The sequence below is a fragment of the Arthrobacter sp. DNA4 genome, from assembly GCF_024362385.1.
Lineage (GTDB): Bacteria > Actinomycetota > Actinomycetes > Actinomycetales > Micrococcaceae > Arthrobacter.
This window is the reverse complement of record NZ_CP101466.1, coordinates 3,239,606-3,255,116: the sequence shown is the minus strand read 5'-3', so window position 1 is coordinate 3,255,116 and position 15,511 is coordinate 3,239,606. Positions and strand designations below refer to the sequence as shown.

Below are 15,511 nucleotides of genomic sequence, written 5' to 3'. Positions count from 1 at the left end.
TGTGCCGCCCACGGCTTCCACATGAGGAGAAACAATTATGCCTACCCCCACTAAGGGTCCGCGCCTCGGCGGCGGCCCGGCTCACGAGCGTCTGATGCTCGCGAACCTGGCCTCATCCCTGTTCGAGCACAAGCGGATCACCACCACGGTCACCAAGGCCAAGCGCCTGAAGCCGTACGCAGAGCGCCTGGTGACCTTCGCCAAGCGTGGCGACCTGGCTTCCCGCCGCCGCGTCCTCGGCCTGATCAGCAACAAGGGCGTCGTCCACGAGCTGTTCACCGACATTGCGCAGGCTGTGGAGAACCGCGACGGCGGCTACACCCGCATCACCAAGATCGGCAACCGCAAGGGCGACAACGCTCCCATGGCTGTCATCGAACTGGTCCTCGAGCCGGTTTCCGCCAAGCAGGCCGTCGTAGCCGAGGCTACCCAGGCTGCTGCCAAGGCTGCTCCGGCTGCCGAGGAAGCTCCCGCTGAAGAGGCTCCGGCCGCTGAGGAAGCTGCTGCAACCGAAGAGGCACCCGCCGCTGAAGAAGCTGCAACCGAAGAGGCTCCGGCCGCTGAGGCTGCTGAAGCTCCGGCTGCCGAGGAGAAGGACGCGAAGTAATTCGCTGATTCTCTTCGCATAGACTTAGGTCTGTGAACCACCAAAAACCCGCGGCCCCCGTTCCAGGGGGCGGCGGGTTTTTGCGTATCCGGCTTGATCTTTCGTACGACGGCGGCCCGTTCAGCGGGTGGGCGCTGCAGCCGGGGCTGCGGACCGTCCAGGGCGTCCTGGAGGAAGCGATCGAGCTCCTGGTCCGGCGCCAGGTACGGGTCACCGTCGCGGGGCGCACCGACGCCGGCGTGCACGCCCGCGGCCAGGTGGTCCACCTTGACCTCACCGAAGCCGAGTGGCTGGGGCTGCCGCGCGGGCACGAACTCGATCCCGCCGTCGCCATGTTGCGCCGCCTCCGCGGCGCCCTGAACCGCGCCCTCGGCGACCTGCACGGGGCGGTGGAAGTCCACGACATCTCGCCGGCACCCGCCGGCTTTGACGCCCGCTTCTCGGCGCTGTGGCGGCGGTACAGCTACCGGATCGCGGACGGGCCCGCCCTCTGGGATCCGCTGGAGCGGTACTTCACCCTGTGGCACAAGAACCCGCTGGACGTGGACCTGCTCAACGAGGGCGCCTCCCGGCTGCTGGGCCTGCAGAACTTCCTGTCCTTCTGCAAGCCGCGCGAAGGGGCCACCACCATCCGGGAGCTGCAGCGCTTTGAGTTCCGGCGCGGCGAGGACGGCGTCATCGTGGCAACCGTCCAGGCCGACGCGTTCTGCCACAACATGGTGCGCGCGCTGATCGGATCCGCCCTGTACGTGGGGGAGGGCGTGGAGGAACCCGGCTGGCTGTACGAACGGCTGCTGCTGCAGAAGCGGGATGCCAAGTCTGTCCTCGCAGCCCCGCATCCCCTGGTGCTGGAGGAAGTGGCATACCCTTCCGACAGCGAGCTGCTGACCCGCGCCGAACAAACCAGGGCCGTCCGCGAGCACTGACCCCGGCCGCACCCTGATCCCCACCCGCCCCCTAACCTCGCAAGCTCGGCCAGGGAACCCTGCGGGCGTGGGCCCACTAGAACGCCGGAGGCGGGCCCTCCGCGGGGAGCGTCACCGTAAAAGTGCTGCCCTGGCCCTCGCCGCTCTCGCACATGATGCTGCCGCCGTGCCGCTCCACGATCATCCGCGTGATGGACAGGCCGAGCCCCGCCCCGGGGATGGCCGCCTGTTGGGCGGCTTCCGTCCGGAAGAAGCGGTTGAAAACCTTTGCCGCATCTTCGTGCGACATGCCCATCCCGGTGTCCGTGACGCTCAGCCGCACCCACTGCCTGTCCGCGGTGGCGCTGATGCTGATCCTGCCGCCGCCGGGGGAGTACTTGATGGCGTTGGACACCAGGTTGTCCAGGACCTGCCCGATCCTGAGCGGGTCGGCGTAGGCCCAGAGGGGCGAGGGGACATCGGCGGCGATCTCCACGTGGGACCGCTGTGCCGAGGCGAGAGCCGAACTCAGGCTGGTCTCCACCAGGCTGGCCAGGTCGGTCCGTTTGGGGTGGACATTCAAAGTGGTGGTGGCGGAGGCCGTCAGGTCGGCCACCAGATCCATCAGCCGCTCCGCGTTCCGCTGGACCACCAGGAGCCGCTGTGCCAGGGGCGGCGGCAGCAGGTCCGCTTCATCCAGGACCAGGTCCACGTTGCCAATGATCGAGTTCAGCGGGTTCTTGAACTCGTGCGAGACGTTGGAGATCAGTTCCTGGTTCGCGGCCACGGACTCCACCCAGCCGGTCACATCGGTGTAGACCACCACCGCCCCGGTGAACCGGCCATCCTCGCTGACAAGCGGACGTGCTGCCGTGGAGACGGCGCGCTGCTCCGGCCCTTCACCGGCCCAGACCAGGTAGTCGGCGAAGGATTCCCCGGCCATGGCCCGGTTGATGGGCCTGCGGTCCTGTGGAAGCAAGGTGCGACGGTCCTGGCCGAAGATGAGCTGGTGCCCCTGGCCGGGGACGGCCTCGTCAGCGCCTGTGGCGCGGCGGAAGTTGCGCTGGCGGCTGTTGGACACCAGGAAGTGGCCGGAACGGTCGACGGCGGCAATACCGACGTCGGTGGCGTCCAGGACGGTTTCGAGCAGCTTTTCCCGTTCCCGGCTTGCCGCCAGCAGGTCCCGGAGTTCGCGGTCCTTCTCCGCCAGTTCACGCTGCTGCAGCCGCAGGTTGACGCTCGCGAAGCGGATGGCCAGCGAAACAGCAAGCATCATCACGGGGAAGAGGACCACCGTGGTGAGATCCGATGCGTTGACGGAGGGCAGGTGGCCTACGGCTGAGGGGGCCATGATGAAGAACGGTCCCAGGAAGCTGAGCACCAGGCTGCTCCGTGCCAGCATTCCGGACGCGGAGAGCCAGATGACCGGAAAGACCACCAGGACGGCCAGGCCCGGCAGGAGGGGTGCCGCGCCATTGCGCAGGAAGGCGATCGCCACAAAGTCCAGCACCGGGATCAGCAGGTACGGCCTGTGCGGCAACCGCTCCCAGGGCAACAGGAAGCAGGCAAGGAACAGGATGCCGTGGAGGGCCAGGCCTGCGCCGTATAACGGACTGTGCAGGAGGGAGGGCCACGCGAACGGGGTGATCCCCGCAAGGACCAGCACTACGAGGGTCAGGGGGAGCTGGCACAACGCCACCTGGGCGCGGGGCCCCAGCCGGCGGAAGATCCGGCCGGGCCCCCGGTGGAACAATGGCTCAGCCATGTTTCTGACTCATACCCTTTCGCAACTGGATTTCAGGCCCCGCCCGGGTCTTTGAATTGCTTTCCTTACCCCGGTACTTACCCTTTCCCATCCATAGTGCACACGTCTTGTCATAATAATTGACTTTTCAATTTTTGCGACGAATACGGGTGTGATCAGCAGGGCTTACTAGTAGCGTATAAATGGTTGGAGCGGGAATGGCATTGGCGCTGGGCCAATGGGGGGCCATCTCCGCCTGGCGCAGGGATAGCAATGGACGATCTTGGTGTAGCTGTAGTAATCGAAGATGATGCGGATGTACGCAACCTCCTTGAAGGCGTACTGACCCAGGCGGGCTTCGAAGTGCATACAGCTGTAGATGGGCGGGCCGGGGTTGAGGTGGTCCGTAGCAAGCAGGCCAACGTTGTAACGCTGGATATCGGCCTGCCGGATATTGACGGTTTCGAGGTTTTACGGCGAATCCGGAATTTCAGTAATGCCTATGTGGTGATGCTGACGGGACGGACGGAGGAACCGGACCTGCTCTCTGCACTGAACACAGGCGCGGACGATTACATCGCCAAGCCCTTCAGGCCAAGGGAACTCCGGGCGCGGGTCGCGGCAATGATGCGCAGGCCCCGGCATGAGATAACCGGGGAGGCGCCGGCCAGCTTGGGACAGGCACCCGTTCCTGCCATGCACGGTGACTCCAGCGTATTGCGGCACAACGGCCTCCTGCTGAACCACCGGACACGCACCGTGGAGGTCAAGGGCGAGCCGCTGGGACTGACCCGCAGTGAATTCGACCTGCTGCATGTGCTGCTGAAAGGCGGCGGGGCCGTGTGCACCAGGGCTGACCTGGTGAGGGCGGTGCGGGGCGATTTCTATGACCGGGACACGTACATCAGCGAGGCTGACGAACGGGCGGTGGAGGTCCACGTGGGAAACCTGCGGCGCAAGCTCAAGGAGGACCAGCTGTCACCGCGCTGGCTGCAGACGGTCCGAGGGGTGGGGTACCGGTTGGCTCCCCGCCGCCCCGATGACGCCTAAGGGTCAGCCCTTTCCCAGGATGTAGGTCGACTGCAGCTCGGACACCGTCCGCGCCCCGTCCTGGGCCACGCCGGCCATCATGGCCTGGCCTCGGACAAAGTCGCCCTTCCGGATCAGGCCTTCGAGGAGTTCCGCCAGCCTGGCCAACCGGAGTCCGCCCACCATGGCGGAGCTGATCTTCAGGCTGATGACGGCATCCAGTGCAGAGGCCTCGTCCTGGCTCTCCACGGCTGTTCCCAGCCGGGCCAGGCGCAGGTCCCACATGGCGGCGTAGTCACGGGCAAAGCGTTGGGCCAGCCCTGATCCGGCCAGTTCGTCCTCAAGCTCCTCCAGCACCGCTGCATCAATGAGCGGCAAGAGCGCAGCCGCTTCCAGTGAAGGGAACGCCCCTGCGGCCGGGCCGGGGGCTGCAGGCGACGAGACCCCGACCGGCGGGGAGTCCACAGCGGGGCTCTTTCCGCTGGAACCGGGATCCTGACTCTGCATTGTTCAAGGCTACTTCCTGGAAATCCTTCGGCGTCCAATTTCTTATCATTCTGTGTAAACCTTGAGGCAACCTTGCCGTCGCCCTGCGTATCGTTTATTGTGCGCTGAACGTCATCACGGTGTTGATCACGGCCGGTCCCAGGATGGCGATGAAGAGGACCGGGAAGATAAAGAACAACAGTGGGAAAAGGATCATGACCGGCAGCTTCATGGCCTTTTCCTCGGCCCGCTGGCGGCGCTTTACCCGCATAACCTTGGCCTGGACGCGAAGGACCCGGCTGATCGCGATGCCGTACGTGTCGGCCTGGACCACGGCCTGCACGAAGCTGCGCAGTTCAGGGATGCTGGTCCGTTCCGCCAGCGCGATGTAGGACTCGCGGCGGCTGCGTCCCACCTGCATGTCCTGCAGGGTGCGGACCAGTTCCTCGGCCAGCGGGCCCTTGCCGTTCTCACCGGCCCGGGCCATGGCGCCTTCGAAGCCAAGCCCGGCCTCCACGGAGATCAACATCTGGTCCAGCGTGTTGGCCAGTTCGAGCTGCATCGCCTTCTGCCGCTCCTGCCCCTTGCTGTAGAGGAGCAGGTCCGGGATGAAGTAGCCCAGGAACAGGACGAAGATCCCGGCGAGCTTCATCAGCGGGCTGCTTCCGATCCCCGCGAGGTAGCCGCCCATGGCCACGCTTACCAGGCCGAGGGCGAGTTTGAATCCCAGCACCTTTCCCAGCGGCATGGAGGCGGGCCGGCCGGCGAGGGACAAGAGGCGGTCCAGGAACGCGACGTAGGCCGGGGGAGTGAGGCGCCGGCCCAGGGCTTCAAGCCGTGCGGGCGCTCCGGTGGGTGCAGCTGCGACGGGCGGGGCGCCACGGGAGAGCAGGTCGGTGACCGCGACGCGGCCCTGCTTGTCCACGGTGAGGACGGACCAGGCCACGGCCCCCAGGGGGAGGCAGACCAGCAGGACGGAGAGCAGGACGATGAGGTTCATGGGGTCCTCAGAACTTCAGGTCGATGATCTTGCGCATCCACAGCGCACCGATGGTCATCAGGACAAAGGAAGCACCGATCATCACCCAGCCCAGCGGATGGGTGAACATCGAATTCATATAGCTGGGGCTCACTGCCAGCAACATGGCCACGATGCCAAACGGCATGGCGATCAGGATGTAGGCGGAGAACTTGCCCTCCGCTGCCAGGGCCTTGATGTGGCCCTTGATCTCCGCGCGCTCGCGGATGGTCTCGTTGACCTGGTCCAGCACCTCGGCCAGGTTGCCGCCCACCTCGCGGTTGATCTGGATGGCCTGTGAGATCCAGACGAAGTCCTCGTTCTTCATCCTGTCGGCGGTGTCGTTGAGGGCGGCGAGCAGGTCGCGGCCGAGGCTGGTCTCGGTGATCACCCGCCGCATCTCCTCGGACGTTGGCTTCTGCGACTCGTTCGCGGCGGCGTCGATGGCGCGCAGGATGCTGTGGCCCGCGCGCAGGCCGCCGGAGAGCAGCTGCAGCGTGTCGCCCAGCTGGCCGTCGAAGGCGGTGCGCCGCTTGCTTACCAGGAAGCCGAGGACCAGTTTGCCCACGAACGGTGCCAGCAGAGCGAGCAGCAGTCCCATGAAGGGGCCCACGGTCACCAGGCCCACCAGCATGCCGACGGAGGCGCCGATCCCCACCAGCAGGAAGAACTCGGCCTGGCTGAGCCTCAGGCCCGCGTTTTCCAGTTCCGCGCGGCAGAACAGCTTGACGTTCCGGCCGGCGAGGAGGCGTTCGAATGACCTGACGCCGGAAAGTGCCAGGCGGGTCAGCGAGGAGGGCGGCTCGGGTTCAAACGGGCGACGGCGGTCCAGTGGCACCGAGGGGGCGCTGGGCAGGAGCACGGCCACGCCCAGCAGGCAGATGGCTGCGAGGAGGATGACGCTTCCGATGGCGATGATCATGGGCCCGTCCCTACTTCGCGCCTGGACCCAGCGGGGTGGCGAACACCGCGGGGGACACATGGATGCCGAGGTCTTCGAACCGGTCAATAAAGCGGGGCCGGATGCCGGTGGCCACCGGCCTGCCAAGGAACCTGCCCTGTGCGTCCACGCCTGCCGAGTAGTCGAACACGAAGGCGTCCTGGAGGGTGACGATGTCGCCTTCCATGCCTTGGACCTCCGTGACGTGGGTGATGCGGCGGGAGCCGTCGCGGAGGCGGGAGATCTGGACGATGAGGTTAACGGCGGAGGCGATCTGTTCGCGGATCGCGCGCAGCGGCAGATCCATCCCGGCCATGAGCACCAGGGTTTCCAGGCGGGCCACGGCGTCACGGGGCGAGTTGGAGTGCACGGTGGAGAGGGAGCCGTCGTGGCCGGTGTTCATGGCCTGGAGCATGTCCAGCGATTCACCGCCACGGACCTCACCCACCACGATCCGGTCAGGGCGCATGCGGAGGGAGTTGCGGAGGAGCTCGCGGATGGTGACTTCGCCCTTGCCCTCGGTGTTGGGCGGCCGGCTTTCCAGCCGCACCACGTGGTCCTGCTGGATCTGGAGTTCCACGGCGTCCTCGATGGTGACGATCCGTTCGTCATGTGGCAGGAAGGAGGACAGGACGTTAAGGAGCGTGGTCTTGCCCGTGCCCGTGCCGCCGGAGACGATGATGTTCAGTTTGGCTTTGACGCACGCGTTCAGCAGCTCGGCCATTTCCGGCGTCAGCGTGCCGAAGTCGATGAGGTTGCGGACCGTCAGCGGGGTCTTGCTGAACTTTCGGATGGTCAGCGAGGAACCCCCGACGGCCAGTGGCGGGATGACTGCGTTCACGCGCGAGCCGTCCTCCAGGCGGGCGTCCACCAGCGGGGAGGATTCGTCGATGCGGCGGCCCACCTTGGACACGATGCGTTCGATGACCTTGCGCAGGTGCTCCTCGGAGCTGAACCGGGATTCGCTAAGCGTGAGCTTTCCCTTGCGCTCCACATAGATCTGGTCCATGCGGTTGACCATGATTTCGGTGACGGCGGGATCGTCGAGGAGGCGCTGGAGGGGCCCGTAACCCAGCACGTCATCGGCAACGTCCTGGACCAGGCGGGTGCGCTCTTCCGGTGTCAGCGGCACCTGCTCGGCGTCCACGATGCGGGTGAGTTCCTTCTTGGCGGTGCTCCGCAGTTCCTGCTCGGTGACGGCGCCGTCGTTGAACCGCGTTCCCATCTGCTCGAAAAGCGCAGTGGCCGCCCTGTCCTTCATGGCTGCGAAGACGTCCACCCTGGGTGCCGCGGGCACCAAGGGTGTGCCGCCGTCGTGCGTTGAATGCACGACGGCGGCGTGCGCCGGCTGGTGCCGCTCAGTGCTTTCCGCGGGGGACGGCGAAGGCGCGGGGGCCGGGCGGGGCGGCTCCAGCAGCGCGGTCCCGGCCGCCTGGTTGCGCGACTGGACCGCGTTGATGCGTTCAGAGAGTTTCATCAGATGACCACCCTTCGGTGAAGTTTCCGCTGGGCCTGCGTGCGCCATGCCGGGTTGAAGCGCTCCACCAGCTGGCGGAGGCTCTTGACGGCCGGGTCCTTCTTGGATTCCTGGAGGACGGGGATGCCGCGGTTGGTGGACAGGGCCACGGCGCGGGAACGGGGGACGCTGACGTCCACGGGCGCGCCGATGGTGGACTCGACGTCCCGGACGTTCAGGCCGGATTTGGCGTCGGCCATGTTCAGGACCACGTGGCGGGATTCCGGCATGATGTCCAGCTGGCGGAGGACTTCCAGGCCGGAGCGGAGGCCGCGCAGGCTGGGGATGTCCATGGCGCTGACCCAGACCACGTCGGTGCACTGTTCCATGGCGGCAAGGCCGATTTCCGGCATGCCCGGGGCGGAGTCGATGACCACGTACTGGAACTCCTGGGCCAACTGCTCCAGCAGGTGGCTGACCTGTTCCGGGGTGATGTGGTCCGCGTCCACCGGGTTGGGCGGGGCGCACAGCGCGTAGATGCCGGCCGGGTGGACCGTCAGGAAGGCCTTGAGGACCAGGGAGTCCTGGGCCGCGGCGGGGGTGACGGCGTCCGTGACCGTGTGCTGCGGGTTGAGGTAGAGGCCGGAGGCGACGTCGCCGAACTGCAAGTCCAGGTCCACGATGACCACACTCATGGGCGCGATCTGGCCCAGGCCGATGGCGATGTTGGTGGCCAGGGTGGTCTTGCCGACGCCGCCTTTGGGGGAGAAGACGCCGATGACCAGGCCGCTGCCGTTCTCTGCCTGCTGGGTCTCCGGGCCGCGGTGGCGGGTGGCGAAGGACTGGCAGGCGCGCTCCAGCAGCACCCTGATTTCTGCGGCGTCGGCCTGCGGGCTGAGGATGTCGCGGATGCCGGCGCGCATGGCGTAGAGGAGGTAGTCCGGGTCCACGTCGCTGACCAGGACCAGGCTGAGGCCGGGGAGCTGGACGTCGAAGACCTTGGCGAACCGCAGCGCCTCCTCGTAGGGGACGTCCGGGCCGATGATCAGCACTTCCGGCTGCTCCTGGTTGAGGAGGGCGAACAGCTCCGCAGGGCCCGCCGGGAGGATGTCACTCGCGATGGTCTGCACGGTGCCGCGAAGACCGTGGGCGACGGCGGCGCGCAGCTTCTGGTCGAACTCGGCGCTGGGGGAGAGGAGGACGAAACGGCTCATTTGTACACCGTGTCCTTCCTGGCGATGAAGCCGCCGTTGTCCTGCGCGTCGAGGGGTTCCTTGGTAAGCCAGAGACTGCCATTGATGGTGGTGAAGATGATTTTGCTGGCGTCCACGTCACTCACTGCCACGGTCACGATGAAGGATCCTTGGGGAAGGGTGGTGTCCTGCGGGTTTGTGCCGTCGGTGGGCTTGGCAGTTGGTTGTGCGGCCCGCTGGACGGCTGTGACGAGAACCTTGCGCAGAGAGAGCTGGGTGGTGGGCTCACCGGGCTTGCTCTTGTCCGCGCCGCTCGCAAAGTTGAATCCAATGGCCACATGGTCCCCGGCTTCGAGACGGCCACCGACAACCATCTTTGGTTCCAGTTCGAAGGTCACTTCCTGGAGTCCCGCGGGTACCTTTGGGGCGCCGCTCGTCTTGGCATCTGCTGGCGCGACGAGGCGTTCTGCGAGGAGCTGTTCGCCGGGGACCAGGTTTACGGCAGCCACTGTTCCGCCCTTGCCATCGAGTGACGTGAGCGCGGTGGCAGCCACACCGGCTGCGGGAACGTCCTCAATGACGAGCGAGGCCGTCATGTCATTCACCGGCGTTCCGGCGGGTATGGCCTTTTGGACGACCAGCACCTTTTTTGGGTTTGTGCTGGCCATCGCCCGTGCATCGGCGCCGTTTGCATAGACGATTATGAGGAGGGCTCCCACAAGTGCCAGGGCTACGGCGGCCGTGCCTGCGAGCATGCGAGACTTCACTTTTTCTCCTGATGGGGGTAGCGCTAGAGGGTAGGACGGACGATGGTGGCGCCATAGGGGTCAACGGGACCCAGCGTGTAGCCGTCGGCGAGGGAAACGTAGGTGACGAACTTGCCGATTATGCCGCGGCAGTTTCCGGTGCACTGGGTAGCCGTGGTAACCCCTGTAGTTGTGGACTTGGTGCTTTGGAATTCATATGGCAGGCCTGTGCCGCCGCTGAACTTCCAGCCGGTGACGTCGAAGGCTGCAAAGGAGACCAGGCTGTAGATCGCTCCCGATCCAGTGCCGGTGATCTTGTTGAAGACGGGGAGCAGCACGATGACCTTTTTGCCCGCTGCGATGTCCGCCCCCCAGCCGTTGAGCGTGGCATCGCAGTTGCCGGGCGCGTTGTTGCCCGGGTCGCTGCCGCCCTCGCTCACCGCCAGGTCAATGGTGCCGCCGCACTTTCCGGTGTCCTGGACCAGCCATCCGTAGCCGCCGGATACCGCCGCTCCTGAGGGGCCGTAATTGCAGGAGGCATTGGCATTCTGGCCATGGTCCTGGAGAAGCTGCAACCCGCCGTCGACATATCCTTTGACCTGGCAGATGGAAAAAGCAAGCGGAAATGCAGTGCGGCCAGCTTTGGGGCTGCCCCAAACAGCCGACGCCTTTGCACCAACCTCTTTGGAGGGAATGCCCAGCACTCCGGCAAAGAAGAGGGAGACCGAATTGTCCGGAGCTCCCTCTTGCTTGGATGCGGTGGTGACCGAAACTGTCCTGGCCGTTGTGTCCAACTGGATGTTGTTGATGTTGCTCATACCGTCCAGCGCGTTTTGGTTCGCCAGGCTGCCGGCGAGCGGGGACGTCGTCGAACACAGGGCGTCTGCTGGGTTGCGCGCGCACTTCTGGGCGACTGCGATTGCGGAAGCGTCCGCGCCGTTTTGGAGTTGGGCGCGTTCCGAGTAGATCACGCCGACGTCGACGGCGATGGCCACGAAGCCAAGGAGGGTCACCAGCAGAATGGCGACGATGACGCTGATAGCGCCGCGCTCGCTGTGCTGTGCGGTCCGTTTGTTCCTGCCTAGCCGCCGCACAGCATTACCCCTTTGCCTGTCATCGGGAACGGGCCGGCGATGCCGGTGATGGTGGACAGCGTGTAGTTGATGGTCAGCGTTACCTGGTTCCCTGTGCTGCACGTGGTGGTGCTGAGCGTGATGTTTGAGACGGGGATGGTGCTGACCGATGCCGCCGCGTTCTGGGCTGCTGTCTTGGCGGCGGCTGGATCGTTGTTGATCGCCATGACGCGCACCCCGTCGCGGGCTGCGTTGGTCAGGGTGATCTGGGCGTTGTACGCCCGGCCAAATTCGATGGTTCCCAGCACAAGCATCAAGAGGAGGGGCAGCAGGATCGCGAATTCGACGGCGGCCGCGCCGCGCTCCGAATCACGTTTCACCAGCTGCACCTCCTCTTGGATTGCTCGGTTCTGCTTGGCAGTGTGCCGCCGTTTCGATATGGGGTCCGGAACGGCTGGCGGGGGTGTTACGGGGAGGGGATGGGGGTGGAGGTGGGGTGTGCAATGTCCTTGGTGACGCCGCTGAAGAGGGTGCCGAGCTGGCCTCCGAGCGTGCTGACCGCGACGATGATGACGACCGCGATGAGGGCGACCATGATGCCGTATTCAACGGCAGTTGCGCCCTTTTCGCTGCGCAGGCGGATCATGAGGTTGGTGTAGAGAGAAAGCATTTTGACTCCTGAGCGAGACGGATTGGCTGGCCCTGCACCAGCGCTGAAACGAAGTTAGCAACGGCTTTGGCGGTCTTGACCGGAACTTGCAGCATCCTTGGCAAAGCCTTTACGAAGTGCACTCTCCCTGCGCTTTTACTGGGTTTGTCCTGTGCTGTTGATGGATTTCTGTCAGGGCTGGACACACAAAAGGACCCCCTCGGTTCTGGGTGCCGAGGGGGTCCGGTCTTTGGGCGCCATGGGTCGCGGCGCTGGCGCTTCTTTTACGGAATACCCAGCGCCGTCTTGATCCCGGTGGTGAAGTTGCCAAAGTAGCCGTTGAGCGAAATTCCAAATAGGCCCACACCGGCCACAATCACGATGGCAATGAGACCCACTGTGATCGCATATTCGGTGGCGGTGGCCCCGTCTTCTTCACTCCTGAACCGCTCTGTTATGCTTCGGGCCAGGGACAAGGCTGTGACCAGGTTCTTCATATCTCCTCCTAGGAGAATGCAGCGATGATGTTCATGACTGACGGCCCCAACAGGATGATGAAGAGGGTCGGAAAGATGAAGAAAATCAATGGAAAGAGAATCTTTACCGGTATCTTCATGGCGTGTTCCTCAGCCCTCTGGCGGCGCTTCATGCGCATTTCATGGGCCTGAACTTTAAGAACTTTTGCGATGGCGATTCCGTATGCATCCGCTTGCACAATGGCACGTATGAATGAGCGCAGGTCCGGAACGTCAACACGGTCGGACATGGCCAAGTAGGCTTCTTTGCGGGAACGCCCCACCTGCATGTCCTGCAGCGTTCGTGTCATTTCGTCCGCTAACGGGCCTGTACCGTTTTGAGCCGTACGGGCCATCGCAGCCTCAAATCCGAGGCCCGCTTGAACGGAGATCAGCATCTGGTCAAGTGTGTTCGGCAGCTCCTGCCGGATCTTGTCTCTCCGTTTCTCAGCATTAGTGCGTATCAGCAGGTCAGGAGCGAAGTACCCAAACGCTATAGCGGCAAGGAGGATCGCGAAGCGCGACGGCTCCGGCGAGGCAAAGAAGTGGAACAGGCCGAGGAGTCCGGCTCCGAGCGCCAGCAGCGGTTTTACGGCCAGGAGGCGTTCGAGGGGCCACTCTTTGGGGCGCCCCAGGGCAGCGAGCTGTTTGTCCAACCAGGCGACGTAGCGGACTGGCGTGACCTTGCGGGTGAAGGCGCTGAATTCCAGCGACAGGGTTTGGGGGGCATCGTTCCTGGCGCGCTGGCCCAGGTTGGCCTGTATGTTCCGGATGGCAACCCTGTCCGTAGCGGCTACCGACCAAACCAGATATGAGACGGGTAGAACGATGGCCAGAATCGCCCCGAGTGCTATGGGTGACATGTCGCGCTCCTAGTACTTTGGCTTGATCAGCTACTGAGCCAGAACCCGCTTAAGCAGTGAGCATTACAGCTGCTGCGCCCAGCATGAGGAACCCTGGGACTGTGCCCGTAAACGTCTTTGCGTATTGACCGTTAATCAGAATCAACGCGAAGAACAAAACCACTGGCAGCCCCATGAGAACGGCAGCCGACATCTTTCCTTCGGCGCTTAGGGCTTTTACCTGCCGGCGTATCTGGTTGCGATCGCGGATGGTTTCCCCGACATGGTCAAGCACTTCTGCCAGGTCTCCGCCTACTTCGCGGTGGATTTCAATGGCTTGTGAGATCCACCCAAAGTCTTCACTGCCGGTACGGGTAGAAACTTCCGTCATGGATTCCCCCAGATCACGACCGATCCGGGTCTCGTTGACTATCCTGCTTAGTTCTTCCGACATAGGGGCGTCGCTTTCCCGTGCCGACGCATCAATAGCCCGTAAGAGTGAGTGGTAAGCCCGCATGCTTCCCGTCAGCATCTGCAAGGTGTCCGGCAGTTGCTCGTCGAACTTGCTCTTGCGCCTTGCGGTGAGTACCGAAAGATAGGCGAGAATTCCGGCGGGAACAACTGCGAACAGAATGATTGCGAAGAAGAACCCCCCAAGCAGAAAACCGAATACGCTGCTTACCAGGGCGCCCGCGCCCATCATGAGCAGGAAGTCGGCTTACTGGGTTTTTAGTCCGGCCCGTTCCAGCTTGTCGCGGCTGACGAGGAAGTCATTTCTTCCTTTCATACGTTTGTTGATGGCGCCAACCGCCGTATTGGTGAGGAGGGTCAGCCTGGAAGTACTTGCGGCCGCGTCCGGACGCCGGCGTGATAGGGGGATCGCGTGCCGGGGTTTCAGTACGACGACGAAGGTCACAATGATCGAGGCGAAGATAAGCAGCACTCCCGCGATCAAGACCGTGACCGGGGCTTCTGGAATTTCCATCTATCGACTCCTTGGCACTTGTGCGCCAAAAACGGCAGGCGAGATTTTGATACCCAGTTCCTCGAATCTGTCCGTGAAGCGGGGCCGGACTCCAGTGGGTACAGGTTTCCCAAGGAATCGGCCGTTCGCGTCAATGCCCGCAGAGTAGTCGAAGACGAAAGCATCTTGAAGCGTGACGATGTCGCCCTCCATGCCCTGCACTTCAGTTATGTGAGTAACCCGGCGGGTTCCGTCGCGGAGCCGGGAGATATGCACGATCAGGTTGACCGCTGAGGCGATCTGCTCCCGGATCGCCCTGAGGGGCAAGTCCATCCCCGCCATCAGGACGAGGGTTTCCAGCCGGGCCACCGCGTCCCGTGGTGAGTTAGCATGCACGGTCGAGATTGAACCGTCGTGACCCGTGTTCATCGCTTGCAGCATGTCGAGAGATTCGCCCCCGCGGACCTCACCAACCACGATCCGGTCCGGCCTCATGCGGAGGGAGTTGCGGACCAGGTCACGGATGGACACTTCACCTTTGCCCTCAATGTTCGCCGGCCGGCTTTCCAGCCTGACCACGTGGTCCTGCTGGAGCTGCAGTTCCACGGCGTCCTCAATGGTCACAATGCGGTCTGTGGCAGGGATAAAGGACGAAAGGACATTCAGCATGGTCGTTTTACCGGTGCCGGTACCGCCGGAGACGATGATGTTCATCCGGGCCAGGACACAAGCCTGGAGTAGTTCGGCCATTTCCGGAGACAGGCTTCCAAAGCTGATCAGTTTTTGTACCGTCAGCGCCTCACGTCCGAACTTTCGAATAGTCAGAGACGCTCCGTTGACGGCCAACGGGGGAATGATGGCGTTCACGCGCGATCCATCTGCCAGCCGTGCATCCACAAGCGGGGAGGATTCATCGATCCGCCGACCAATTCGGGTGACAATCCGTTCGATGACCCTCCGCAGCGCCTCCTCATTACTGAACTTAGTGTCAGTGAGGAACAGGTGGCCGTTTCGCTCTACATAAATCTGGTCCGCCCTGTTCACCATGATTTCTGTGACTGACGGGTCATCCAGGTACCGCTGCAGCGGCCCGTGTCCCAGGACATCGTCGATGATCTCCCGCGTGAGTCGCTGTCGCTCACCTTGTGACAGTGGGACCTGTTCCTCATCAACGACTGCCTTCAGTTCATCTTTCACAAACTGATGGAGTTCCGTCTCCTCAAGGGATGAGTCAGTGATCCGGGAGCCAAGCCTTTCGTATAGTGCCTGGCTCGCACGCTCCTTAAGGCCTGTAAGCGCTTCGCTCGCAATCCCGCCGGTAACTTCCACTGTCACCGGGGCTTG

The 15,511-nt window shown here is 63.8% G+C and carries 18 protein-coding genes; 3 read left to right on the top strand and 15 right to left on the bottom strand.

Annotation, left to right across the window (positions count from 1 at the left end; genetic code table 11):
• The first annotated feature begins 37 nt into the window (after window positions 1-37).
• Both rplQ and NMQ03_RS14945 read left to right on the top strand, forming a co-directional pair.
• Entirely contained in the window at window positions 38-607 is a 570-nt protein-coding gene (gene rplQ, locus NMQ03_RS14950) for a 50S ribosomal protein L17 (protein ID WP_255172835.1), read from the top strand.
• A gap of 32 nt (window positions 608-639) precedes the next feature.
• Complete coding sequence (locus tag NMQ03_RS14945) at window positions 640-1,533, top strand: tRNA pseudouridine(38-40) synthase TruA (protein WP_255172834.1); 894 nt, start codon at window positions 640-642, stop codon at window positions 1,531-1,533.
• Between the two features lie 76 nt (window positions 1,534-1,609).
• Here NMQ03_RS14945 and NMQ03_RS14940 read toward each other — a convergent pair whose 3' ends face one another.
• A complete protein-coding gene (locus NMQ03_RS14940) occupies window positions 1,610-3,277 on the bottom strand; it encodes a cell wall metabolism sensor histidine kinase WalK (RefSeq protein WP_255172833.1) in 1,668 nt (555 codons plus the stop codon).
• 252 nt (window positions 3,278-3,529) lie between these two features.
• Between NMQ03_RS14940 and NMQ03_RS14935 the strand changes: the two genes are divergently transcribed.
• Window positions 3,530-4,306 (top strand): response regulator transcription factor, encoded by a 777-nt coding sequence (locus tag NMQ03_RS14935; RefSeq protein WP_255172832.1) that lies wholly within the window; start codon window positions 3,530-3,532, stop codon window positions 4,304-4,306.
• A 3-nt stretch (window positions 4,307-4,309) separates the two neighbouring features.
• On the opposite strand, the gene NMQ03_RS14930 is transcribed toward NMQ03_RS14935, so the two are convergent.
• The 14 genes from NMQ03_RS14930 to NMQ03_RS14865 form a co-directional block, all read right to left on the bottom strand.
• A complete protein-coding gene (locus NMQ03_RS14930) occupies window positions 4,310-4,792 on the bottom strand; it encodes an Hpt domain-containing protein (RefSeq protein ID WP_255172831.1) in 483 nt (160 codons plus the stop codon).
• Between the two features lie 94 nt (window positions 4,793-4,886).
• Window positions 4,887-5,771: a type II secretion system F family protein gene (locus NMQ03_RS14925; RefSeq protein WP_255172830.1), complete on the bottom strand. Its 885-nt coding sequence runs from the start codon at window positions 5,769-5,771 to the stop codon at window positions 4,887-4,889.
• Window positions 5,772-5,778: 7 nt separating this feature from the next.
• Window positions 5,779-6,711 carry a type II secretion system F family protein gene (locus NMQ03_RS14920; protein WP_255172829.1) on the bottom strand — a complete coding sequence of 311 codons (933 nt, stop codon included), beginning with the start codon at window positions 6,709-6,711 and terminating at the stop codon, window positions 5,779-5,781.
• A 10-nt stretch (window positions 6,712-6,721) separates the two neighbouring features.
• Window positions 6,722-8,206, bottom strand: coding sequence for a CpaF family protein (locus NMQ03_RS14915; protein WP_255172828.1), 1,485 nt, complete (start codon window positions 8,204-8,206; stop codon window positions 6,722-6,724).
• Window positions 8,206-9,399: an AAA family ATPase gene (locus NMQ03_RS14910; RefSeq protein ID WP_255172827.1), complete on the bottom strand. Its 1,194-nt coding sequence runs from the start codon at window positions 9,397-9,399 to the stop codon at window positions 8,206-8,208. The genes NMQ03_RS14915 and NMQ03_RS14910 overlap by 1 nt, the downstream gene beginning before the upstream one ends.
• Window positions 9,396-10,145 (bottom strand): Flp pilus assembly protein CpaB, encoded by a 750-nt coding sequence (locus NMQ03_RS14905; protein WP_255172826.1) that lies wholly within the window; start codon window positions 10,143-10,145, stop codon window positions 9,396-9,398. Before NMQ03_RS14905 ends, NMQ03_RS14910 begins: the two co-directional genes overlap by 4 nt.
• A 23-nt stretch (window positions 10,146-10,168) precedes the next feature.
• Window positions 10,169-11,218: a TadE/TadG family type IV pilus assembly protein gene (locus NMQ03_RS14900; RefSeq protein WP_255172825.1), complete on the bottom strand. Its 1,050-nt coding sequence runs from the start codon at window positions 11,216-11,218 to the stop codon at window positions 10,169-10,171.
• Complete coding sequence (locus tag NMQ03_RS14895) at window positions 11,206-11,577, bottom strand: TadE/TadG family type IV pilus assembly protein (RefSeq protein ID WP_255172824.1); 372 nt, start codon at window positions 11,575-11,577, stop codon at window positions 11,206-11,208. Before NMQ03_RS14895 ends, NMQ03_RS14900 begins: the two co-directional genes overlap by 13 nt.
• Window positions 11,578-11,663: 86 nt before the next feature.
• A complete protein-coding gene (locus tag NMQ03_RS14890) occupies window positions 11,664-11,867 on the bottom strand; it encodes a Flp family type IVb pilin (RefSeq protein WP_255172823.1) in 204 nt (67 codons plus the stop codon).
• Between the two features lie 263 nt (window positions 11,868-12,130).
• The gene (locus NMQ03_RS14885; protein WP_255172822.1) at window positions 12,131-12,343 is read right to left on the bottom strand and encodes a Flp family type IVb pilin; all 213 of its coding nucleotides are present in this window, start codon (window positions 12,341-12,343) and stop codon (window positions 12,131-12,133) included.
• An 8-nt stretch (window positions 12,344-12,351) separates the two neighbouring features.
• Window positions 12,352-13,224, bottom strand: a complete 873-nt coding sequence (locus NMQ03_RS14880; RefSeq protein ID WP_255172821.1) for a type II secretion system F family protein — start codon at window positions 13,222-13,224, stop codon at window positions 12,352-12,354.
• Window positions 13,225-13,273: 49 nt separating this feature from the next.
• On the bottom strand, window positions 13,274-13,906 hold the full coding sequence (locus tag NMQ03_RS14875) for a type II secretion system F family protein (RefSeq protein WP_255172820.1): 633 nt from the start codon (window positions 13,904-13,906) through the stop codon (window positions 13,274-13,276).
• A gap of 15 nt (window positions 13,907-13,921) precedes the next feature.
• Window positions 13,922-14,188 carry a hypothetical protein gene (locus NMQ03_RS14870; protein ID WP_255172819.1) on the bottom strand — a complete coding sequence of 89 codons (267 nt, stop codon included), beginning with the start codon at window positions 14,186-14,188 and terminating at the stop codon, window positions 13,922-13,924.
• Entirely contained in the window at window positions 14,189-15,502 is a 1,314-nt protein-coding gene (locus NMQ03_RS14865) for a CpaF family protein (protein WP_255175628.1), read from the bottom strand.
• Between the last annotated feature and the right edge of the window lie 9 nt (window positions 15,503-15,511).

Excerpts from the sequence above, each read along its gene's own strand:
- NMQ03_RS14890 (WP_255172823.1), bottom strand. The coding sequence starts at position 11,867 with ATGCTTTCTCTCTACACCAACCTCATGATCCGCCTGCGCAGCGAAAAG.
- NMQ03_RS14910 (WP_255172827.1), bottom strand. The coding sequence starts at position 9,399 with ATGAGCCGTTTCGTCCTCCTCTCCCCCAGCGCCGAGTTCGACCAGAAG.
- NMQ03_RS14920 (WP_255172829.1), bottom strand. The coding sequence starts at position 6,711 with ATGATCATCGCCATCGGAAGCGTCATCCTCCTCGCAGCCATCTGCCTG.
- NMQ03_RS14870 (WP_255172819.1), bottom strand. The coding sequence starts at position 14,188 with ATGGAAATTCCAGAAGCCCCGGTCACGGTCTTGATCGCGGGAGTGCTG.
- NMQ03_RS14935 (WP_255172832.1), top strand. The coding sequence starts at position 3,530 with ATGGACGATCTTGGTGTAGCTGTAGTAATCGAAGATGATGCGGATGTA.
- NMQ03_RS14930 (WP_255172831.1), bottom strand. The coding sequence starts at position 4,792 with ATGCAGAGTCAGGATCCCGGTTCCAGCGGAAAGAGCCCCGCTGTGGAC.
- NMQ03_RS14880 (WP_255172821.1), bottom strand. The coding sequence starts at position 13,224 with ATGTCACCCATAGCACTCGGGGCGATTCTGGCCATCGTTCTACCCGTC.
- NMQ03_RS14915 (WP_255172828.1), bottom strand. The coding sequence starts at position 8,206 with ATGAAACTCTCTGAACGCATCAACGCGGTCCAGTCGCGCAACCAGGCG.
- NMQ03_RS14875 (WP_255172820.1), bottom strand. The coding sequence starts at position 13,906 with ATGATGGGCGCGGGCGCCCTGGTAAGCAGCGTATTCGGTTTTCTGCTT.
- NMQ03_RS14925 (WP_255172830.1), bottom strand. The coding sequence starts at position 5,771 with ATGAACCTCATCGTCCTGCTCTCCGTCCTGCTGGTCTGCCTCCCCCTG.
- NMQ03_RS14940 (WP_255172833.1), bottom strand. The coding sequence starts at position 3,277 with ATGGCTGAGCCATTGTTCCACCGGGGGCCCGGCCGGATCTTCCGCCGG.
- rplQ (WP_255172835.1), top strand. The coding sequence starts at position 38 with ATGCCTACCCCCACTAAGGGTCCGCGCCTCGGCGGCGGCCCGGCTCAC.
- NMQ03_RS14885 (WP_255172822.1), bottom strand. The coding sequence starts at position 12,343 with ATGAAGAACCTGGTCACAGCCTTGTCCCTGGCCCGAAGCATAACAGAG.